At 40.7% G+C, this 19,165-nt stretch carries 15 protein-coding genes and 1 tRNA gene; 7 read left to right on the forward strand and 9 right to left on the reverse strand.

Features of this window, described 5'->3' with window-relative positions:
* Window positions 1-59: 59 nt before the first annotated feature.
* Window positions 60-2,756 (reverse strand): DNA topoisomerase (ATP-hydrolyzing) subunit A, encoded by a 2,697-nt coding sequence (gyrA, locus tag CWB85_RS05265; RefSeq protein WP_016707223.1) that lies wholly within the window; start codon window positions 2,754-2,756, stop codon window positions 60-62.
* A gap of 178 nt (window positions 2,757-2,934) precedes the next feature.
* Between gyrA and ubiG the strand changes: the two genes are divergently transcribed.
* From ubiG to yfaE, 5 genes are all read left to right on the forward strand, one after another.
* Window positions 2,935-3,645 (forward strand): bifunctional 2-polyprenyl-6-hydroxyphenol methylase/3-demethylubiquinol 3-O-methyltransferase UbiG, encoded by a 711-nt coding sequence (gene ubiG, locus CWB85_RS05270; protein WP_138554313.1) that lies wholly within the window; start codon window positions 2,935-2,937, stop codon window positions 3,643-3,645.
* The gene (locus CWB85_RS05275; RefSeq protein ID WP_138554314.1) at window positions 3,645-4,328 is read left to right on the forward strand and encodes an HAD family hydrolase; all 684 of its coding nucleotides are present in this window, start codon (window positions 3,645-3,647) and stop codon (window positions 4,326-4,328) included. Before ubiG ends, CWB85_RS05275 begins: the two co-directional genes overlap by 1 nt.
* 401 nt (window positions 4,329-4,729) lie before the next feature.
* Window positions 4,730-7,012 carry a class 1a ribonucleoside-diphosphate reductase subunit alpha gene (gene nrdA / locus CWB85_RS05280; protein WP_016707226.1) on the forward strand — a complete coding sequence of 761 codons (2,283 nt, stop codon included), beginning with the start codon at window positions 4,730-4,732 and terminating at the stop codon, window positions 7,010-7,012.
* Between the two features lie 69 nt (window positions 7,013-7,081).
* Complete coding sequence (nrdB, locus tag CWB85_RS05285; protein ID WP_029216021.1) at window positions 7,082-8,212, forward strand: class Ia ribonucleoside-diphosphate reductase subunit beta; 1,131 nt, start codon at window positions 7,082-7,084, stop codon at window positions 8,210-8,212.
* A complete protein-coding gene (gene yfaE, locus CWB85_RS05290; protein ID WP_016707228.1) occupies window positions 8,212-8,484 on the forward strand; it encodes a class I ribonucleotide reductase maintenance protein YfaE in 273 nt (90 codons plus the stop codon). The genes nrdB and yfaE overlap by 1 nt, the downstream gene beginning before the upstream one ends.
* 37 nt (window positions 8,485-8,521) lie before the next feature.
* Here yfaE and CWB85_RS05295 read toward each other — a convergent pair whose 3' ends face one another.
* The gene (locus CWB85_RS05295; protein WP_016707229.1) at window positions 8,522-9,049 is read right to left on the reverse strand and encodes a YaeQ family protein; all 528 of its coding nucleotides are present in this window, start codon (window positions 9,047-9,049) and stop codon (window positions 8,522-8,524) included.
* A gap of 149 nt (window positions 9,050-9,198) precedes the next feature.
* Here CWB85_RS05295 and CWB85_RS05300 point away from each other — a divergent pair, with 149 nt between their 5' ends.
* A complete protein-coding gene (locus CWB85_RS05300; RefSeq protein WP_138554315.1) occupies window positions 9,199-11,577 on the forward strand; it encodes a TonB-dependent receptor in 2,379 nt (792 codons plus the stop codon).
* 127 nt (window positions 11,578-11,704) lie between these two features.
* On the opposite strand, the gene bamJ is transcribed toward CWB85_RS05300, so the two are convergent.
* From bamJ to CWB85_RS05335, 7 genes are all read right to left on the reverse strand, one after another.
* On the reverse strand, window positions 11,705-12,322 hold the full coding sequence (gene bamJ, locus CWB85_RS05305) for a BamJ family beta-barrel-assembly machinery protein (RefSeq protein WP_064666301.1): 618 nt from the start codon (window positions 12,320-12,322) through the stop codon (window positions 11,705-11,707).
* 104 nt (window positions 12,323-12,426) lie between these two features.
* Window positions 12,427-12,813, reverse strand: coding sequence for a hypothetical protein (locus tag CWB85_RS05310; RefSeq protein WP_016707232.1), 387 nt, complete (start codon window positions 12,811-12,813; stop codon window positions 12,427-12,429).
* A gap of 49 nt (window positions 12,814-12,862) precedes the next feature.
* A tRNA-Ser gene (locus CWB85_RS05315) sits at window positions 12,863-12,953 on the reverse strand.
* Window positions 12,954-13,054: 101 nt separating this feature from the next.
* Window positions 13,055-13,432: a hypothetical protein gene (locus tag CWB85_RS05320; protein WP_016707233.1), complete on the reverse strand. Its 378-nt coding sequence runs from the start codon at window positions 13,430-13,432 to the stop codon at window positions 13,055-13,057.
* Window positions 13,433-13,623: 191 nt separating this feature from the next.
* Window positions 13,624-14,172, reverse strand: a complete 549-nt coding sequence (locus tag CWB85_RS05325) for an NAD(P)H nitroreductase (RefSeq protein WP_016707234.1) — start codon at window positions 14,170-14,172, stop codon at window positions 13,624-13,626.
* Window positions 14,173-14,326: 154 nt separating this feature from the next.
* Complete coding sequence (locus CWB85_RS05330) at window positions 14,327-15,004, reverse strand: HvfX family Cu-binding RiPP maturation protein (protein WP_138554316.1); 678 nt, start codon at window positions 15,002-15,004, stop codon at window positions 14,327-14,329.
* A gap of 64 nt (window positions 15,005-15,068) precedes the next feature.
* A complete protein-coding gene (locus CWB85_RS05335) occupies window positions 15,069-17,030 on the reverse strand; it encodes an oxidoreductase (protein WP_138554317.1) in 1,962 nt (653 codons plus the stop codon).
* Window positions 17,031-17,249: 219 nt separating this feature from the next.
* Here CWB85_RS05335 and sppA point away from each other — a divergent pair, with 219 nt between their 5' ends.
* Window positions 17,250-19,115 (forward strand): signal peptide peptidase SppA, encoded by a 1,866-nt coding sequence (gene sppA / locus CWB85_RS05340; RefSeq protein ID WP_138554318.1) that lies wholly within the window; start codon window positions 17,250-17,252, stop codon window positions 19,113-19,115.
* Window positions 19,116-19,165 lie beyond the last annotated feature (50 nt).

Below are 19,165 nucleotides of genomic sequence, written 5' to 3' on the forward strand. Positions count from 1 at the left end.
AATTACTTAAGTTTTTTAACCATAAAAAAAGCGGCCGAAGCCGCTTTTTATTGGTCAGTTTATTCAGCCGGTGGATTATCACCAGTTTCATCATTAACCGTTTCGACTACTTCGACGCTTTCGCCTTCAATAGCTTCAAGCTCATCGATTTCAATTTCTTCGATACGTTGTAAACCAACTACTTGCTCTTCGTCAATAGTTCTTATCAAAATAACACCTTGAGTATTACGCCCAACGGTAGAAACTTCTTTAACACGTGTTCGAACAAGGGTACCACGATTAGAGATAATCATGATTTCGTCGTTTTCATCAACCTGTACTGCACCAACAACGGCGCCGTTACGCTCTGATACTTTGATTGATACCACACCTTGAGTCGCACGACTCTTCGATGGGTAATCTTCAAGCAGCGTACGTTTACCGTAACCGTTTTCAGTCACAGTTAAGATAGCACCATCAGTCTTAGGTACAATTAACGAGACAACACGTTGGCCTTCAGCCATCTTGATACCACGAACACCGGTGGCTGTACGGCCCATCTGGCGTACACCCTTGAACTTAATTTCCGGGTTACCGTTTTCGTCAAGTACTGGGTTACCGTTTTCATCTAATACCGGTGACTCTTCTGCTTCTTTAAAGCGTACAACTTTACCTGCATCGGTAAATAGCATGATTTCATTGCTACCATCGGTAATATCAACACCGATGAGGCTATCACCTTCATTCAGATTAACAGCGATAATACCACTTGCACGCTGGCGACTGTATGCAGTTAATGGCGTTTTCTTAACCGTACCGAATGCAGTTGCCATAAAGATGTATTTATCTTCTTCGTACTCACGTACTGGTAAGATTGCAGTAATACGTTCATCTGCTTCAAGTGGCAATAAGTTAACAATTGGCTTACCACGCGCAGCACGGCTTGCAAGCGGTAATTGATACACTTTAAGCCAGTATAAGCGCCCTGCCGTTGAGAAACATAAAATAGTATCGTGAGTGTTCGCAACCAGTAGACGCTCGATGAAATCTTCATCTTTCATCTTGGTTGCTGACTTACCTTTACCACCACGACGTTGTGCTTCGTAATCAGACAATGGCTGATACTTCACATATCCTTCGTGTGATAAGGTTACGACTACATCTTCTTCTGTGATCAAGTCTTCAAGGCTAATATCGTGAGCCGCGGCGTTAATTTCTGTACGACGCTCATCACCGTATTGCTCTTTAATTTCAACAAGCTCATCGCGAATAACTTCCATTAAACGCTCAGGAGAAGCAAGAATATATAAAAGCTCAGCAATTAAATCTAATAACGTTTGGTATTCGCTTAGAATCTTTTCATGCTCAAGGCCGGTTAGCTTGTGTAGACGTAAATCTAGGATAGCTTGGGCTTGTTGCTCAGAAATATAATACTGACCATCACGAATACCCAAGTCATCAGCTAACCAATCAGGACGTGCGACATTGGCTTCGCCCGCTTTTTCAAGCATGGCTTTAACATTACCCAATTCCCACGGACGTGATGCTAAGGCAACTTTTGCTTCGGCTGGCGTAGGTGAGTTACGAATAAGCTCGATAATTGGGTCGATGTTAGCAAGGGCGATTGCTAAACCTTCAAGCATGTGCGCGCGATCACGGGCTTTACGTAAATCAAATACCGTACGGCGGGTAACAACTTCGCGGCGATGAATAATAAACTCTTCAAGCATTTCTTTTAAGTTGAAACACTTAGGTTGATTGTTGATCAGCGCAACCATATTCATACCAAACACAGTTTGTAACTGCGTTTGTGCATAAAGATTGTTTAAGATTACTTCGCCTACGTCACCACGTTTGATCTCAATAACGATACGCATACCGTCTTTATCTGATTCATCACGTAATGCGCTAATTCCCTCGATCTTCTTCTCTTTAACAAGCTCAGCAATTTTTTCTATTAAACGGGCTTTATTAACTTGATAAGGAATTTCGTGAACAATGATCGTTTCGCGACCACTTTTCTCATCCACTTCAATCTCAGCACGGGCACGCATGTACACTTTACCACGACCCGTTAAATAGGCTTGTTCGATGCCTTTTTTACCGTTAATAATCGCCGCAGTTGGGAAATCTGGACCCGGGATATATTCCATCAATTCGTGAATGGTCAATTCAGGGTTTTGAATGAGTGCTAAACACCCGTTCACAACTTCAGTTAAGTTATGAGGAGGAATGTTGGTCGCCATACCTACGGCAATACCCGAAGAACCATTAACCAATAAGTTAGGTACTTTAGTTGGTAATACGTCAGGAATTTGCTCTGTACCATCATAGTTAGGCACAAAATCAACCGTCTCTTTTTCAAGATCTGCTAATAGCTCATGAGACATTTTCGCCATACGAACTTCGGTATAACGCATTGCTGCTGCAGAATCACCATCAACAGAACCAAAGTTACCTTGGCCGTCAACTAACATATAACGTAAAGAGAAAGGCTGAGCCATACGTACAATGGTGTCGTACACTGCGCTATCGCCATGGGGATGGTATTTACCAATTACGTCACCAACCACACGGGCTGATTTTTTGTAAGGCTTATTCCAATCATTATTAAGCTCGTTCATAGCAAATAAAACGCGGCGGTGAACAGGTTTTAATCCATCACGTACGTCTGGCAGTGCTCGTCCTACGATTACGCTCATTGCGTAGTCTAAATAGGAGTTTTTTAACTCGTCTTCAATATTGACTGGCAGAATTTCATTGGCGAAATCAGTCATTTGATATCACATTCCTTCAGTATATACCCACAAAGTGCCATATATGGGCGCTTGCGGGTATGTAGTTATTATTACCAAGTCATGCTACCACAATTAATTTAAATTTACAGGCGCTAAATCTTTGCGATTTATTAATTTCCCCCTATATAATGGCCTCAGATTGACGAGGAAGTTTTTTATGACCGAACATCAGAATGTAGATAGTGCAGAAATTGCAAAGTTTGAATCCATCGCTGAGCGATGGTGGGACCGCGAAGGAGAGTTTAAACCTCTTCATGAAATTAACCCATTACGCTTAGACTTTATTGCTGATAAAGCCAATGGCTTATTTGATAAAGAAACGCTGGATGTAGGCTGTGGGGGTGGCATCCTCAGTGAAAGTATGGCTCGCATGGGCGCACACGTTACCGGCATCGATATGGGCCAAGAGCCATTAACCGTTGCTAAACTACATAGTTTAGAAACCGGTGTGAAAGTTAACTATATTAAAGTACCTGCTGAACAGTTCGCTACTGAGCACCCTGCTCGCTTTGATACTATAACTTGCATGGAAATGTTAGAGCATGTTCCTGATCCTGCTTCTATCATTCAAGCAGTAGCCACCTTAGCAAAACCTGGTGCCGATGTATTTTTTTCTACCCTTAATAAAACCCCCAAAGCGTATCTGTATGCCATTATTGGTGCAGAAAAGTTATTGAAGATGGTGCCAGAAGGCACACACGATCACAAAAAATTTATCAAACCTGCACAACTTATTGCATGGGCAGAACAAGCGGGACTTAAAGTACGAGCGAGTGCTGGTCTAAGCTATAACCCACTATCAAAGCAATACAGTTTAAATACCGATGTTAGCGTTAATTATATTCTCCACTTTGAGAAACTTGCGTAATGGCTGGGTTTAATACAGCAGCACCTGCAATTGATTACGATGCTTTTATTTTTGATCTTGACGGTACACTGCTCGACACTGCAGATGATTTAGGTGCCGCACTGAATAACGTATTAATAGATCATAACTTTCCAGCTGTAGATTCACATATCTATCGCCCTGCGGCTTCTAATGGCACGATGGCTCTACTCGAAGCGGGATTCGGGCAGCATTGGCATAACCAAACTAAACAAATGGATTTACGCCAGCAATTACTTGATTCATACGCTGATAATATTGCCACCCATAGTCAGTGTTTCACAGGTATTGCACAGTTATTGATTGCGCTTGAACAACAGCAGATCAAATGGGGGATCATGACCAATAAGCCTGAATTTTTGACTACCCCTTTAGTCGCCGCAATCACTGAGCTAAATGATGCACAGGCAATCGTGTGTGGCGACACTTTAAATGTGGCAAAACCCTCACCGTTACCTTTACTGCATACAGCGCAACTATTAGATGTAGATCCAAGCCGCTGCTTGTATATTGGTGATGCCGAACGCGACATTATTGCAGCTAAAGCAGCGAACATGCACAGTGCCACAGCTTTGTGGGGCTATATACCCAGTGAAGAGGAAGCACTGAGCTGGCAAGCTGATTTTAATTGGCAGTCACCCATTGATGCATTTAACCATATATAGTGGTTTACTAAAAATTAACCACTATATATTGTGACCGTGTTATTTTTTGCACATTGTTTGCCGATAAAAAAAGCAGCTTAAATTTATTTTTAAAATGGTTAAATTTAATAGATCATGAGTTGATTTTTATAAATTTCATTTTAATCAGATGGTCAAAGGTTAATGGCTACTAACACAAACGTGTTATCCCGAAGTTATCCACAATGTGGGGCATTTATGCCCCTTGCAAATGATCGCATACCACACTATCTTGTGATCCAGAGTTTGATGAACACCAGATGTTGTGGCTAAATGTTATTCAATTAAATTCGCACTAGAATAGTCTTATGACAATAAAATATTTATTCTAAGCAAAATGTATCACTAAAAAATTTTATATCCCAAGGAATACAGGCAAAACTATGAACCAACAGCTATCTGTAAGCAAACGTGACGGCCGTAAAGAGTCACTTGATTTAGATAAAATCCATCGCGTTATTGCTTGGGCCGCCGAAGGTCTAAATAATGTGTCTGTCTCACAAGTTGAGCTAAAATCACACATCCAGTTTTATGATGGCATTCGTACTGAAGACATCCATGAAACGATTATTAAGGCAGCCGCTGATCAGATCTCAAAAGAGTCTCCAGATTATCAATACTTAGCCGCCCGTTTAGCCGTATTCCATTTACGCAAAAAAGCCTATGGTCAATTTGAGCCGCCACGCTTATACGATCACATCGTGAAACTTGTTGAAGATAAGCGTTATGATGCTCATCTACTTGCCGATTACACAGAGCAAGAAATTGATCAACTCGATGAATACCTAGATCATGCACGCGATTTAAACTTCAGCTACGCTGCAGTTAAGCAGCTTGAAGGCAAATATTTAGTACAAAACCGCGTAACAGGCGAAATTTATGAAAGCGCACAGTTTTTATATATTCTGGTTGCCGCAAGTTTATTCTCTGATTACCCTAAAGAAACGCGTTTAGATTACATCAAGCGTTTTTATGATGCGGTATCAATGTTTAAGATTTCACTACCTACGCCAATTATGGCGGGGGTACGTACACCTACTCGTCAATTTAGTTCATGTGTCCTCATTGAGTGTGGTGACAGCCTAGATTCTATCAATGCCACGTCTTCAGCGATCGTAAAATACGTATCACAACGCGCAGGGATTGGTATTAATGCCGGTCGTATTCGTGCACTTGGCAGCCCTATTCGTAATGGCGAAGCGTATCACACAGGTTGTATTCCTTTTTATAAGCACTTTCAAACAGCAGTTAAGAGCTGTTCACAAGGTGGTGTACGCGGTGGTGCAGCCACCCTTTTCTACCCACTATGGCATTTAGAAGTTGAAAACTTATTAGTGCTTAAAAATAACCGTGGGGTTGATGATAACCGTGTTCGTCATTTAGATTACGGTGTGCAGTTCAATAAGCTAATGTACGCGCGTTTGATCAAAGATGATTACATTACATTATTTAGCCCATCAGACGTTCCAGGCCTGTACGACGCTTTTTTTGAAGACCAAGATGAGTTCGACCGTCTTTATGTTCAGTATGAGCAAGATGAGTCAATACGTAAAAAACGCATTAAAGCGATTGAGTTATTCTCAATGTTTGCTCAAGAGCGTGCTAGCACCGGACGTATTTATTTACAAAATGTTGACCACTGTAATACACACAGCCCATTTATCGCTAAAGTTGCGCCAATTCGTCAATCTAACTTATGTTTAGAAATTGCCTTACCAACTAAACCGCTTAGCAATGTAAATGATGAAGAAGGCGAAATCGCCCTGTGTACGCTATCAGCCTTTAACTTAGGTGCGATTGAGTCTCTTGATGAACTTGAAGAATTAGCAGAGCTTGCCGTACGCGCCTTAGATAACTTACTTGATTTCCAAGACTACCCAGTTCCTGCGGCAAGAAATGCCACTATGGGTCGTCGTACTTTAGGAATAGGTGTGATCAACTATGCCTATTACCTTGCTAAAAACGGTAAGCGTTATTCTGATGGCAGTGCGAATGCACTAACGCATAAAACGTTCGAAGCGATTCAATATTATTTGATGAAAGCGTCAAATGAGCTTGCGAAAGAACGTGGTGCCTGCCCTAAGTTTAACGAAACCACTTATTCACAAGGGATCATGCCGACTGATACTTACAAGCGTGATTTAGATAAAATTTGTGATGAACCACTGCATTTAGATTGGGATACGTTACGTGCCAATATTAAAGAACATGGTATGCGTAATTCAACGTTATCTGCGTTAATGCCGTCTGAAACATCATCGCAAATTTCAAATGCAACCAATGGTATTGAGCCACCTCGCGGCCATATCAGTGTTAAAGCCAGTAAAGATGGTATTTTAAAACAGGTTGTTCCAGAATATGAGCGTTTAAAAGACAACTATGAACTATTGTGGGATATCCCATCAAATAAAGGTTACATAGAACTTGTTGGTATCATGCAAAAGTTTGTTGATCAAACTATCTCTGCAAATACTAACTATGATCCAAGTAAGTTCGAAGGCGGTAAAGTACCTATGAAGGTATTGCTGCAAGACTTATTAGGTGCATACAAACTTGGCGTTAAAACCCTTTACTATCACAACACCCGTGATGGCGCATCAGATGCACAAGATGATACACCGGAGCTGGAAGATGATGATTGTGCAGGCGGCGCGTGTAAAATTTAATCAATACTAATTATAAATTGGAAGCGGGCTATACGCCCGCTTTACCCTGTTCGTTTTTTGAGTGATCTTATGTCTTATACTACTTTTAGTCGAAACCATAATAACCAATTACAAGAACCGATGTTTTTCGGCCAAACCGTTAACGTATCGCGTTATGATCAACAGAAGTACCCTATCTTCGAAAAGTTAATTGAAAAACAACTGTCGTTCTTTTGGCGTCCTGAAGAAGTCGATGTGAGTAAAGACCGCTTAGATTTTCAAGCCCTACCAGAGCACGAAAAACATATATTCCTAAGTAACTTAAAATACCAAACTTTACTTGATAGTGTACAGGGGCGTTCACCCAATGTGGCACTACTGCCTATCGTATCAATCCCAGAGCTTGAAACTTGGATTGAAACATGGGCGTTTAGTGAAACAATCCATAGTCGCTCGTACACCCATATCATTCGTAACGTAACGCAATCACCTGAGCTTATTTTTGATGACATCGTCAGTAACGATAAGATCAGCGAACGTGCTGATGCCGTAACTAAGTATTATGATGAGCTGATCAATAAAGTAGCTATTTACAACTTATATGGTGAAGGCAAACATACCCTCAATGGTGAGACTGTTCATATCAGCTTATTTGAACTTAAAAAGCTGTTATACCTTGCCATGATGTCTGTAAACATTCTTGAAGCAATTCGCTTTTATGTCAGTTTTGCCTGCTCATTCGCCTTTGCAGAGCGTGAATTGATGGAAGGTAATGCAAAAATTATCAAGCTTATCGCTCGCGATGAAGCCCTTCACCTATCAGGTACTCAGCATATTCTTAACATAATGCAAGATGGTAAAGACGATCCTGAAATGGCTATCGTTGCTGCGCAGTGTCGTGATGAAGCAATCAAGATGTTTGTGGATGCGGCTGAGCAGGAAAAAGAATGGGCAGAATACTTATTTAAAGATGGTTCAATGATTGGCTTAAACAAAGACATTTTATGCCAATACGTTGAATACATCACCAACGCACGTATGAGTGCGGTAGGCTTGCCAACACAATTCAAAACCAGCAGCAACCCTATTCCATGGATCAACTCATGGCTCGTGTCTGACAATGTACAAGTTGCCCCACAAGAAGCTGAGATCAGCTCTTATCTTGTTGGTCAAATTGATTCTCAAGTTGATGCGTCTGACTTTGGTGACTTTGATCTCTAATGAGCAGCAACAAAACTGCAAAGGTTTACTTTGCAGATAACAGCCAGTGCGTTGAATTTAGCACTGGCTGCCATTCCCTTTTAGACTGCCTTGAACAACAGCAATATGATATCCCTTTTCAATGCCGAGAAGGCTATTGCGGTGCTTGTCGCGCAACACTTAGCCAAGGACAAGTTATTTACAATGAAGAGCCGCTTGCGTTTGTACGTGACGGAGAAGTGCTACTGTGCTGCTGCAAACCCGATGGTGACATTACTCTGAGCTTTAAATAAATCCGCTAGTAGAGAAAAATATTTAAGTCGATTGCTATTAGTGCCAATCAAATTGTTTTGTTTCATAGCAATGCACTTTATCACTGATCATTAAGCTATTCTCATCGATAATAACATCCCAATTTAAACTACGCGTTAAGTCCATTTGAATATCATCTACAAACTGTTGATCAATTTCGATAATATGGCTATTTGCAAATAACTTCAAGCGTGACTCAGACTCAGTTAACCACTGACTATTGCTTGTCGTTAAAATTAATAATTCGTCGACTTGTTTCGCTATTTTAAAAAGCTGATCAAGATTGGGCTGAGCCACACTTAACCATGTTTTATAATGATCATCCAACGCTTGTATACCAACATCTGGCTGCAGTCTATCTGAGAGTTTATTTAGCACCGCATTACTGTCGTAAGACAAAAGGCAATACCCTACTAGCTTTAAAACAAAATGCTCGAGCGTTTCATTTCTTGTTAACGCGGTGGTAAAAACCTCTTGATGATTTCGCTGCTGACGCAAGTCTGCAATGCTAAATCGTGCTTTAAAGATCCGGGCTTTATCAGACATAACATTCACCAAACTAGTGATTATTTCTACTTGAGTATAGCCTTACTAATGAAAATGTGTTTATTTTAAAGTTATGGTATAACATTATTGATTGGCTGAAATGATGGTGTTATATTATATCACAACATAATAGCCACGATGTAGTAACCATGATCCGACATTCATTAGTATCAACAGCAATTATCACTGCACTAAGTTCTTTTTCTGCTCATGCCGCGGTTGTATCAGGCCAAGTTCTAGATGATAAAAACCAACCGATCAGCCAAGCCGACGTGCATATACACGGTAAAGCTCAATCAATCAAAACTGATAATAATGGCCAGTTTAGTATTAATATCGACGCTAATAGTCAATTGCATATTAGTAAAGACAATTATGTTGATGCCCGTATTGCAGTCAATGAAACAAGTCCAGCATTACAGATTACCCTTGTTCCAACTTCAGTTGAAACAGTTGTGGTTTACGCTTCTGCCCTGCATAAAAATAGTTTAGAGATGATTTCACCGGTGAGTGTACTTAGCGGCGATGAACTACGCAATAAAGCACAGCCAACTTTAGGTGAAACCTTAAAAGGCATTCCTGGCGTAAATGCGAGTTATTTTGGCCCAGTCTCTTCAAGCCCGATAATCCGTGGCTTAGATGGTCCTCGCGTTAAAATCACCCAAAATGGTTTAGACAGCAGTGATGCATCAAGAATTGGTCCTGATCACGCAACATCAAACGACAGCCTAGCTGCTGAACAGATTGAAGTTTTGCGAGGCCCTGCGACGTTATTGTATGGTTCAGGTGCAATTGGCGGTGTTGTTAATGTGGTTGATAACCGAATTCCTACTGATAACATTGATCAATTAACCGGTGCAGTAGAATACAGCCACGATACTGTTTCAAACGCGAATACTTATGCAGCTAAGTTAGAAACAGGTCATAATAATTTTAACTTCCATTTTGATGGTACCAAACGTACTGGTGATGACTACCAAACTCCGCGCTTCAATTTACCAGAAGAAGAACACGAAGATCATGAGGGGCATGACGAAGAAGAGCATGAAACAGCAACCTCAGTTGAAAATACATTTATTGACAGTCAAACGGTTAACTTTGGTACTAGCTATGTGGGGGAGCATTTAACGTTAGGTCTCTCTTATGGGCGTATAGAAACAGATTATGGCATTCCAGCGCATAGTCACGAACATGAGCATGAACATGAACACGAGCATGAAGAAGGTGAAGAAGAAGCTGTTTATGCACGCGTAGAACAAGATCGTTGGCAAGGTCTTATGAGTTATGCATTGCATAATAATTGGATTGAAACCATTAATTTACGCCTTGGTTATACTGACTATCGCCATGCAGAAATTGAAGATGGTACAATTGGTACAATCTTTAGTAATGAAACCACCGAAGCACGGTTTAATGTCGAACATAAAATAGGTAACTGGCATGGTATGGCAGGCTACCACTTTAGTGAATCTGACTACGACGCTGATGGTGAAGAAGCATTTACACCAGCGAGTAAAACCACAACCCATGCACTGTTTATCTTAGAAGAGCAACAGTTTGGCGATGTGACACTTGAGCTGGGTGCGCGTTTAGAAGATTATACCATTGATAGCAATGTTGATGCTTCAGCGCATGACCATGAAGATGAGCATACGGATGAACACGAAAATGAAGTAACAGCCTACAGTAAAAGTTTTACTAACCTAAGTGCTTCAGCAGGTGCTATTTGGCAATATACACCGGGCCAAAACGTGTCTCTTAGCGTATCACATTCAGAGCGCGCCCCATTATCTGCAGAGCTGCTTTCTAATGGTGTACATATTGCCACTGGCACTTATGAGCTAGGTTTAGGCTATGTGGTAGAAGACGGTGAAATTCATTTTGAACCGGAAAATATCAAACAAGAAACATCAACCAATATTGATTTTGGTTTTAGACGCTTTAGCGGTGATTTTGGTTATACCGTTAATTTTTTCTATAACGATATTAAAAACTTTTACTATCAGCAAAACACAGGCTTAGTATTTGATGAAGAACACGGCCTTGAGGCTGCAGAGCCAGGCCACGATGATGGTATGGCTGTTTATCAATTCGTTAGTAAAGATGCAAAATTATACGGTATTGAATTTGATGCTCACTATCAATTAAATTCAAATGCAATGGTCAAAGTATTTGGTGATTCAACCACAGCAAAACTTGCCGATGATGAAGGTTATTTACCTCGAATTCCAGCGAATAAGCTAGGATCAGAATTACAATATAATATAAGTGATTGGCAATTTAGCTTAACTGGCACTCATTACTTTGAACAAAATGACATTACAGCTTATGAAACAGCGACTGATGGTTATACCTTATTTGATGCACAAGCAAATTATCAATTAACTGTCGGCCCTGTCGACACGCAGTTTTATATCAATATTGATAACATCACTGATGAATTAGGTTTTGTACACAGCTCCTTTATTAAAGATCAAGCGCCATTACCAGGGCGAAACTTTAGACTCGGTGTTCGTGGTTACTTCTAACCGATTACACGATTAACTCAGTGTTTATAATGGCTGGGTTAATCAAAAATTGACTATAAAAAAACCACTCTTAAATAATTAAGAGTGGTTTTTTTATTATGAGCATAAAACGCTCATAAAAAAGCTATTAAAGAATAGCGTGTAACTCAACATCAAATACAAGCGTTGAGAAAGGTGCAATCGCTGCACCTGCGCCACGTTCACCATAAGCAAGCTCATGAGGAACATAAATACGCCATTTAGTGCCAACAGGCATCATTTGTAATGCTTCAGTCCAACCTTTGATAACGCCACCAACTGGGAATTCAGCAGGCTGACCACGCTCATAAGAGCTATCAAAAACAGTACCGTTGATAAGTGTACCGTGATAATCAACACGCACTGTAGACTCTGCTGTTGGCTTTTCGCCTTCACCTGTTGCAAGTACTTCGTATTGAAGACCTGACTCAGTTACAGTGATTTCAGCACGCTTTGCATTTTCTTCTAAGAATGCAATACCTTCAGCTGCGAGTACTTTAGCTTCTTCTTCACGACGAGCTTGAATTTCAGTGTTGATTTTTTCGAAAGCAGCTTGGATCTCAGGGATCTCAACTTGGAAATCGCCACCCGTATAAGCATCTTTCATGCCTGCAAATACTGAATTTAAGTTTAAACCTTCGAATGGGTTTGCTTTAAGTTGCTCACCCATTTGTAAGCCAATACCGTAACTTGCTTTTTCAGCATCTGTAGTAAAATTATCTGACATAATGTGTTTCACGTTTTGTTTATACCAAGCGTAATAACCTTGGTATCAGTTAAAAGACGCGCCTATGCTATCATAAAAAAAAGCCCTTTTGGGCTTCTTTAAGATTAGTTTTTAGGGAGTTTTCGCTTAATGAAGCGCGCCGCAAAAGTAAATATAGGTAAACTGATCAAAATACCAGCAAGGAGTGGACGACTCAGTAATGCTTGCGGACCTATGAGTATTACAGGGACCACTAACAAGCCAAAAAGGCCAATATAAATTGCTGCTACTTCTGGCCAATGCTTATCATATTTGGTGATCAAATGGGCTGATAAAATATTAAAGCCTAAGCAATACGCCATTGCAGTCATTAATACCTGCTCAGGTTGTGAATCGATAGCCATCTTAACCAATAAATTAATTGCACTGTGGTAACAATAGCCAAATACACTCCACAACAATACATGTTTGAGTATTCTTTGAGCTGTATTTAATTGATTTTGTTTTGACATGCTAAACTCCAGATAGCAAAAAGCCGCCCATAAGGCGGCTTTTTAAATATGGTGGAGAGATAGGGATTTGAACCCTAGATGGGCTACAAACCCATGCCGGTTTTCAAGACCGGTGCATTCGACCACTCTGCCATCTCTCCGTACGGCGCGGATAATAGTGGTTACTCGCCTTGTTGTAAAGTCCTAAAATAAAAAAACCGAAATTAATTGTAATAATGACGCTACTAACAGCAAAACTAAGTTAATAATACTGTTTTGGACGTTTCGCAATCCACGAGCATAATAGACACACAAGTAAGCTAAAAGTAACAAAACTTAGCCCTTGGAAAATTAAGTCATAGCGATTGAGATCATCACTTGGTACTAAAACCAATATAAATGCAGGTAGAATACTAAGCACTAACACATAGCAGCACACTTTAAATGCCCTGCCAAAATCAAATCGTCTGGTACGCTGCATCCACCACGCTAAAATAACAACAATACCTATTGATGACATTGCAATTAAATGAGGAGTCTGTGTGCTAAAAGCCGTGTAAAGAGTGATAGCAGCGCCAACAAAGCCCCATAGAGACCACGTTAGCCATTTTTCTTTTTCACGTAAAAATAAATTTCCCATTGTTCTCGTCTTTTTTATCGTTATTGTTATAAGACATTCCATACACTAACAAAAAACAACAGATTAAAAAACAAACCGTAGAAGAATTATTGTTCGCATCCTAGCGCTTCTCACAGCCAACGTATAACGAAGCAAAGGTAACAAAAGCAACCTTAATACAGTATGACTATGATGGCGCTGAGAAGTTCACTTTATAATATACTGAAAAAATCGTCGACGTGATGTCGTGCAGGCTTAGTGCAATCAACAACCGCAGTGCCTAAATAAAGGTAACCGACAATTTCATCTTGCTCAGCAAGGCCAAGTGCATTCTTTACTGCAGCACTTTGCGCAAAGTAGCCGGTACGCCAAATACCAGCCAACCCTTGTGCAAACGCTGCCTGTTGCATTGCAAACACCGCACAACCTGCGCTTTGTATTTGTTCAATTCGAGGAACTTTTGGGTGCGCTTGATACTTTGCCACGGCAATGATGATCATGGGTGCTCGCTGCGGTAACTCTTTAGCACGACTGATGGTTTTTTCATCTTGTTGTTCTGCAATCGCACTTTGATAATAAATCTCACCCAAGCGATCGCGCCCTGTTTCTTCTACAATAAAAAATTGCCAAGGGGCCAAACCACCATGATCGGGAACTTTTAATGCAGCCTTTTTAATGTTGTCTAATTGTGCTTGATTGGGTCCAGGGAAACTTAATTTGGGATCAGATTGGCGAGTTAATAACAGCTCAATAGCGTCCATAGCAATTCTCTACTTTAAAAAGAAACTAGCATAACATTGTTAGCGAACGCTAAGAAAGTTAGAAAGTTAGAAAGTTAGAAAGTTAGAAAGTTAGAAAGTTAGAAAGTTAGAAAGTTTGCAGCGAGTGCTGCAAACTTACAAACAAATATCGCGATTATTCGAGCCTTCTTCGTAACCAGTGATCCACACTCACAAAGCGTCCACCACCAGTAAAAAACAAGCTTAGTAACATAGCAAAATAGATGGCTGAAAATTCAATGCCATTATTTAATATGGAGGGTTTGCCCTTTTCATATAGGTAATCCGGGAAACCATGCTCTTCAACTAAATCGCGAATTTTTTCAATGCGATCTTTAACCTCACGAGAATTATCGAGGCTTTCTTTAGCACCGGGAATAGCTAACCAATCAAGTACTTGAGCAGCACTGGTATCGGGATCGGTCGGCGCAATAGCAAACCAACCATTGTGCCAATGTACAGAGGTTGCAGCAACGACCATAGTAAACATCAGTGGAATACTCACTAGGCGTGTAAATAAACCAATCAACAACAGCCAACCGCCTAGAAATTCGCTCCAACCAGCTAAAAAAGCCAGTAAGTCAGGAAAAGGTAAGCCTAAGCCCCAATCAGCATTGCCAAACCAACTAACAACATCAGGAGAAGCTAGAAAAAATTCAAAAAAGCCCGTGTCTCCACCACTTATATTGAGCTTGTTATAACCCGCGATGATCATAACAGGCGCGAGTATCAATCTAAATAGTAAGGCAGGCAGACCATCAAACAAGGCCATTTTTTGTAGGGACGTTTTATAGAGTGTGATCAATGTATTCATCGTAGCAGTCTAGTCTTTTGAAATGTATTAAACAAAGACCGCTACGACAGAAAGTTTATTTCAACTAAATTTTACGCGCAACTTGAAGCGCTTCATAAATAGCTCGTTTTGCATCAATTGCTGACGCTAACTTAGCCCCACCAATCACATGTACTTTTGGATGCTCAATTAATTGGGACATAACCTCATTGTTAGACACTTGGCCGATACACGCAATGACTGTGTCAACAGGTAAAACTTGCTGCTCTGCTGCTACTGTAATTTTCAAGCCTTGGGCATCAAAGTGATGGTACTGACAGTCAGCAATTTGTTTTACACCATGTTGCTTTGCAACTTGGCGATGTATCCAACCCGTGGTTTTGCCAAGGTCACTGCCAAAGCGCCCTGCACTGCGTTTGAGCATAAATAGCTGGCGACTATCTTTATGCGGTGTTGGCTCGCACTCAATACCCCACTGGGTTTTAAACTCAGTGATAGTTTGATTTTTATGCTCACTTAAAAAAGCAACCATATCAAAACCAATGCCACCGGCACCTAAAATCGCAATCGACTGCCCCAATTCAACCTCACCACGGATCACTTCATCATAAGAAAAAACCCGTTTGCCATCAGCGCAGGTAAAGTTTGCTTCTCGCGGACGAACGCCGGTGGCAAAAACAACATCATCGTATTGATCAAGCATACTATCTGTATATGCAGTGTTGAGCGTTACTGTAACCTTGAGGCGCTCAAGTTCGTTTATAAAATACCGAAGGGTGTGATTAAAATCTTCTTTGCCTGGGATTCGCATTGCTAAATTAAATTGACCGCCCATATCGGTGTTTTTATCAATCAGTGTGACTGTATGGCCTTTTTGTGCCAAGTAGCAGCTCGCAGATAACCCCGCAGGGCCAGCACCAACGACCAATACGTTTTTAGCTTTTTGCGTGTGTTCAAGCGGGTAATCTAATTCAAAGCCCGCTTGAGGATTTACTAAACAAGTGGCTCGCTTGCCTTTGAATACATGATCTAAGCATCCTTGGTTACAGCCGATACAAATATTAATTTGTTCACTGTGTTGTGATTGGTATTTATTAAAAAACTCAGGATCGGCAAGCAGTGGGCGTGCCATCGAAATTAAATCTGCATCCCCTGCTGTTAAAATTTCATTGGCAATTGCAGGCGTGTTAATCCTATTTACCGCAATGACAGGCACTGACACCACTTCTTTTAAGCGTTTTGATGCTTCTTTAAATGCACCAGGGGGTACCATACTGGCAATGGTGGGCACACGCGCTTCATGCCAACCAATACCGGTATTAAATATATCAACACCAGCCTGCTCTAACGCTTTAGCTTGAATTGTGACTTCTTGCGGCGTTGATCCATTTGGGATCAGATCCATCACTGATAAACGAAAGATGATTAAAAACTCTTTCGCTACTTTCGCCCGAACTGCTTTAACAATGTCTAACGCTAAACGCATCCGGTTTTCTAAACTTCCCCCGTATTCGTCTGTGCGTTTATTGGTATGCGGCGCCATAAACTCATTGATCAGATAACCTTCTGAGCCCATAACTTCAACGCCATCATAACCTGCCTTTTGCGCTAAATAAGCTGACTGAGCAAAATCTTTAATGGTTTTTTTAATTGCACCAGCAGACATCGCCTTTGGTGTATAAGGGTTAATAGGCGCTTTTATTGCACTCGGGGCTTGATTAAATGGATGATAAGCGTAACGACCAGCGTGTAATAATTGTAAGCAAATCTTTCCGCCATGTTGGTGTACAACGTCAGTGTAGGCACGATGCTTAACTACATCATAATAGCTGTTAAATGAGGATGAAATAGGGGTTAACTTACCACGCAGATTAGGACTATAACCACCCGTGATAAGCATAGCGGTACCACCTTTAGCGCGTGCTTCATAAAAAGCACGAAGTCGTTTTCTATTATGCCACCCCTCTTCAAGCCCAGTGTGCATTGACCCCATCACTAAGCGATTGCGTAATTGTGTGTGTTTTAATTGTAGTTGTTGTTCTAACATCCTCTGCCCCGTTAACTGGTCTAACCTCTATACATTAGCGAATTTTGCTTGAATGGCAAGTAATAAGCAACAAAAGCACTAAATTATGTATGGTATTGACCGTTAACGTTGTAAATAACGACATTCATAAATACTTAGTTACGATTTAACAGTTAAATAAATTTTTATTCTAGGCTAAGATGGAGTTAGATGTAAGTTGTACCAGACTAAGGATTTATTTTGATTGCAAAGCTGTTTAAAGGACTCTGGGCAGGAATTAACTTTTCTCGTCGTTTAGTTCTCAATTTTTTATTTGTACTAATTGTGATTCTTTTCATTGTCTCAATAGCCAGTGATGACGATGAAATTAAAGTTGCCGATACTTCTGTGCTCAGGCTCAACCTCAATGGACCAATCGTAGAAGAAAAAACCTACGTAGATCCAATTGAAGCAGCCATCAATGATGCCACAATGGGTAACGAAGAGCCGGCAGAAATTTTACTCGATGATATTGTTGAAGTAATTGACCAAGCAACTAAAGATGATCGTATTAGTGTCATTTTGCTCGATTTACAAAAAATGCCGAATGCGCATTTGAATAAATTAAAGCAAATCACACAGGCGCTTGATCGTTTTAAAGCGACAGGTAAAAAAGTAATTGCATCAGGCTATTATTACTCTCAAGCGCAATATTACCTTGCGGCTCATGCAAATGAAGTCTCAATGCACCCTTACGGTGGTGTTGAAATTCAAGGTTTTGCTATGTACCCACTGTATTTTAAAGATGCATTAGAGAAGCTGGGTATCACACAGCATATCTTCCGCGTTGGCACATTTAAATCTGCAGTTGAACCATTTATTCGTAATGATATGTCGGATGCAGCCAAAGAAGCTAACAGAGTTTGGCTAGGTGCCTTATGGCAAGAATACAAGCAAGATGTAGCCGCAGTACGCCCATTTGATGAAACAAACTTTGATGAAACTATGGATATCTTCCTTGCAAAAATGCAAGCTGTGAATGGTGATTCAGGTCGGTACGCACTTGAACATCAATGGGTAGATTCATTAAAAACGAATCAGCAAGTTCGCCAAGAATTGATTGCATTAGTAGGTACTGAAGAAACTGGTAAAACCTTTAATCAAGTTTCATTTAATGAATATTTATCATTAATTAAACCGCCTATTGAGTTTGATAACCCAGTAACTGAAAAAGTCGCTGTTGTTGTTGCTCGCGGTACTATTTCTGACGGCGAACGTAAAGCGGGTGAAATTGGGGGTGACTCTACTGCGGCATTATTACGTAAAGCGCGCTTAGATGAAAAAGTAAAAGCCGTGGTGCTACGTATTGATTCAGGCGGTGGCAGCATGTTTGCGTCTGAAGTTATTCGCGCTGAAGTACTGGCCCTTAAAGCAGCAGGCAAGCCTGTGATTGCTTCTATGAGTTCTGTAGCAGCGTCTGGCGGTTATTGGATTGCATCAGCAGCTAATGAAATTTGGGCTGCACCAAGTACAATTACCGGCTCAATTGGTGTATTTGGTAATTTTATGACCTTTGAAAACACGATGGCTAAACTCGGCGTGTATTCTGATGGTGTAGCAACGACTGAAATGGGTGGCCTATCAATCGCTCGCCCGCTTGATGAAAAGATGGCGCAAGTTATTCAATTAAGCGTTGAAGATGCCTATCAACGCTTTTTAGAGGTCGTTGCACAAGCACGGAATATGACCCCAGAGCAAGTCGATAACATTGCCCAAGGCCGTGTATGGATTGCAAGCCAAGCACAAGAGCTAGGCTTAATTGATAAGCTTGGTAATAAGCAAGATGCAATAAAAGCTGCCGCTGAACTTGCTAAACTTGATTTTTATGAAGTTAAAACCATCAAGCAGAGTCTTTCTGGGCAAGAGCAATTAATGCAAGATATATTTGGTAATGCATCAGTTAAGGCATTTATCGGCTCACAAAGTAGCTTACAAAATCTATTATCAAATAAAGCGTCAATCAATGGCTTAGTGAAGCAGTTAACCTCTGAGGTTGAAAGCTTACAAGATTACAATGATCCGCAAGGAATTTATGCACGTTGTTTAGTGTGTAACGTTATTCAGTAAATCAGTCGTTCTCGACTGTACTCTATATCTGCACAGGTTATACTAAGCCC

The sequence above is a fragment of the Pseudoalteromonas sp. S1727 genome (assembly GCF_005886375.1).
Lineage (GTDB): Bacteria > Pseudomonadota > Gammaproteobacteria > Enterobacterales > Alteromonadaceae > Pseudoalteromonas > Pseudoalteromonas haloplanktis.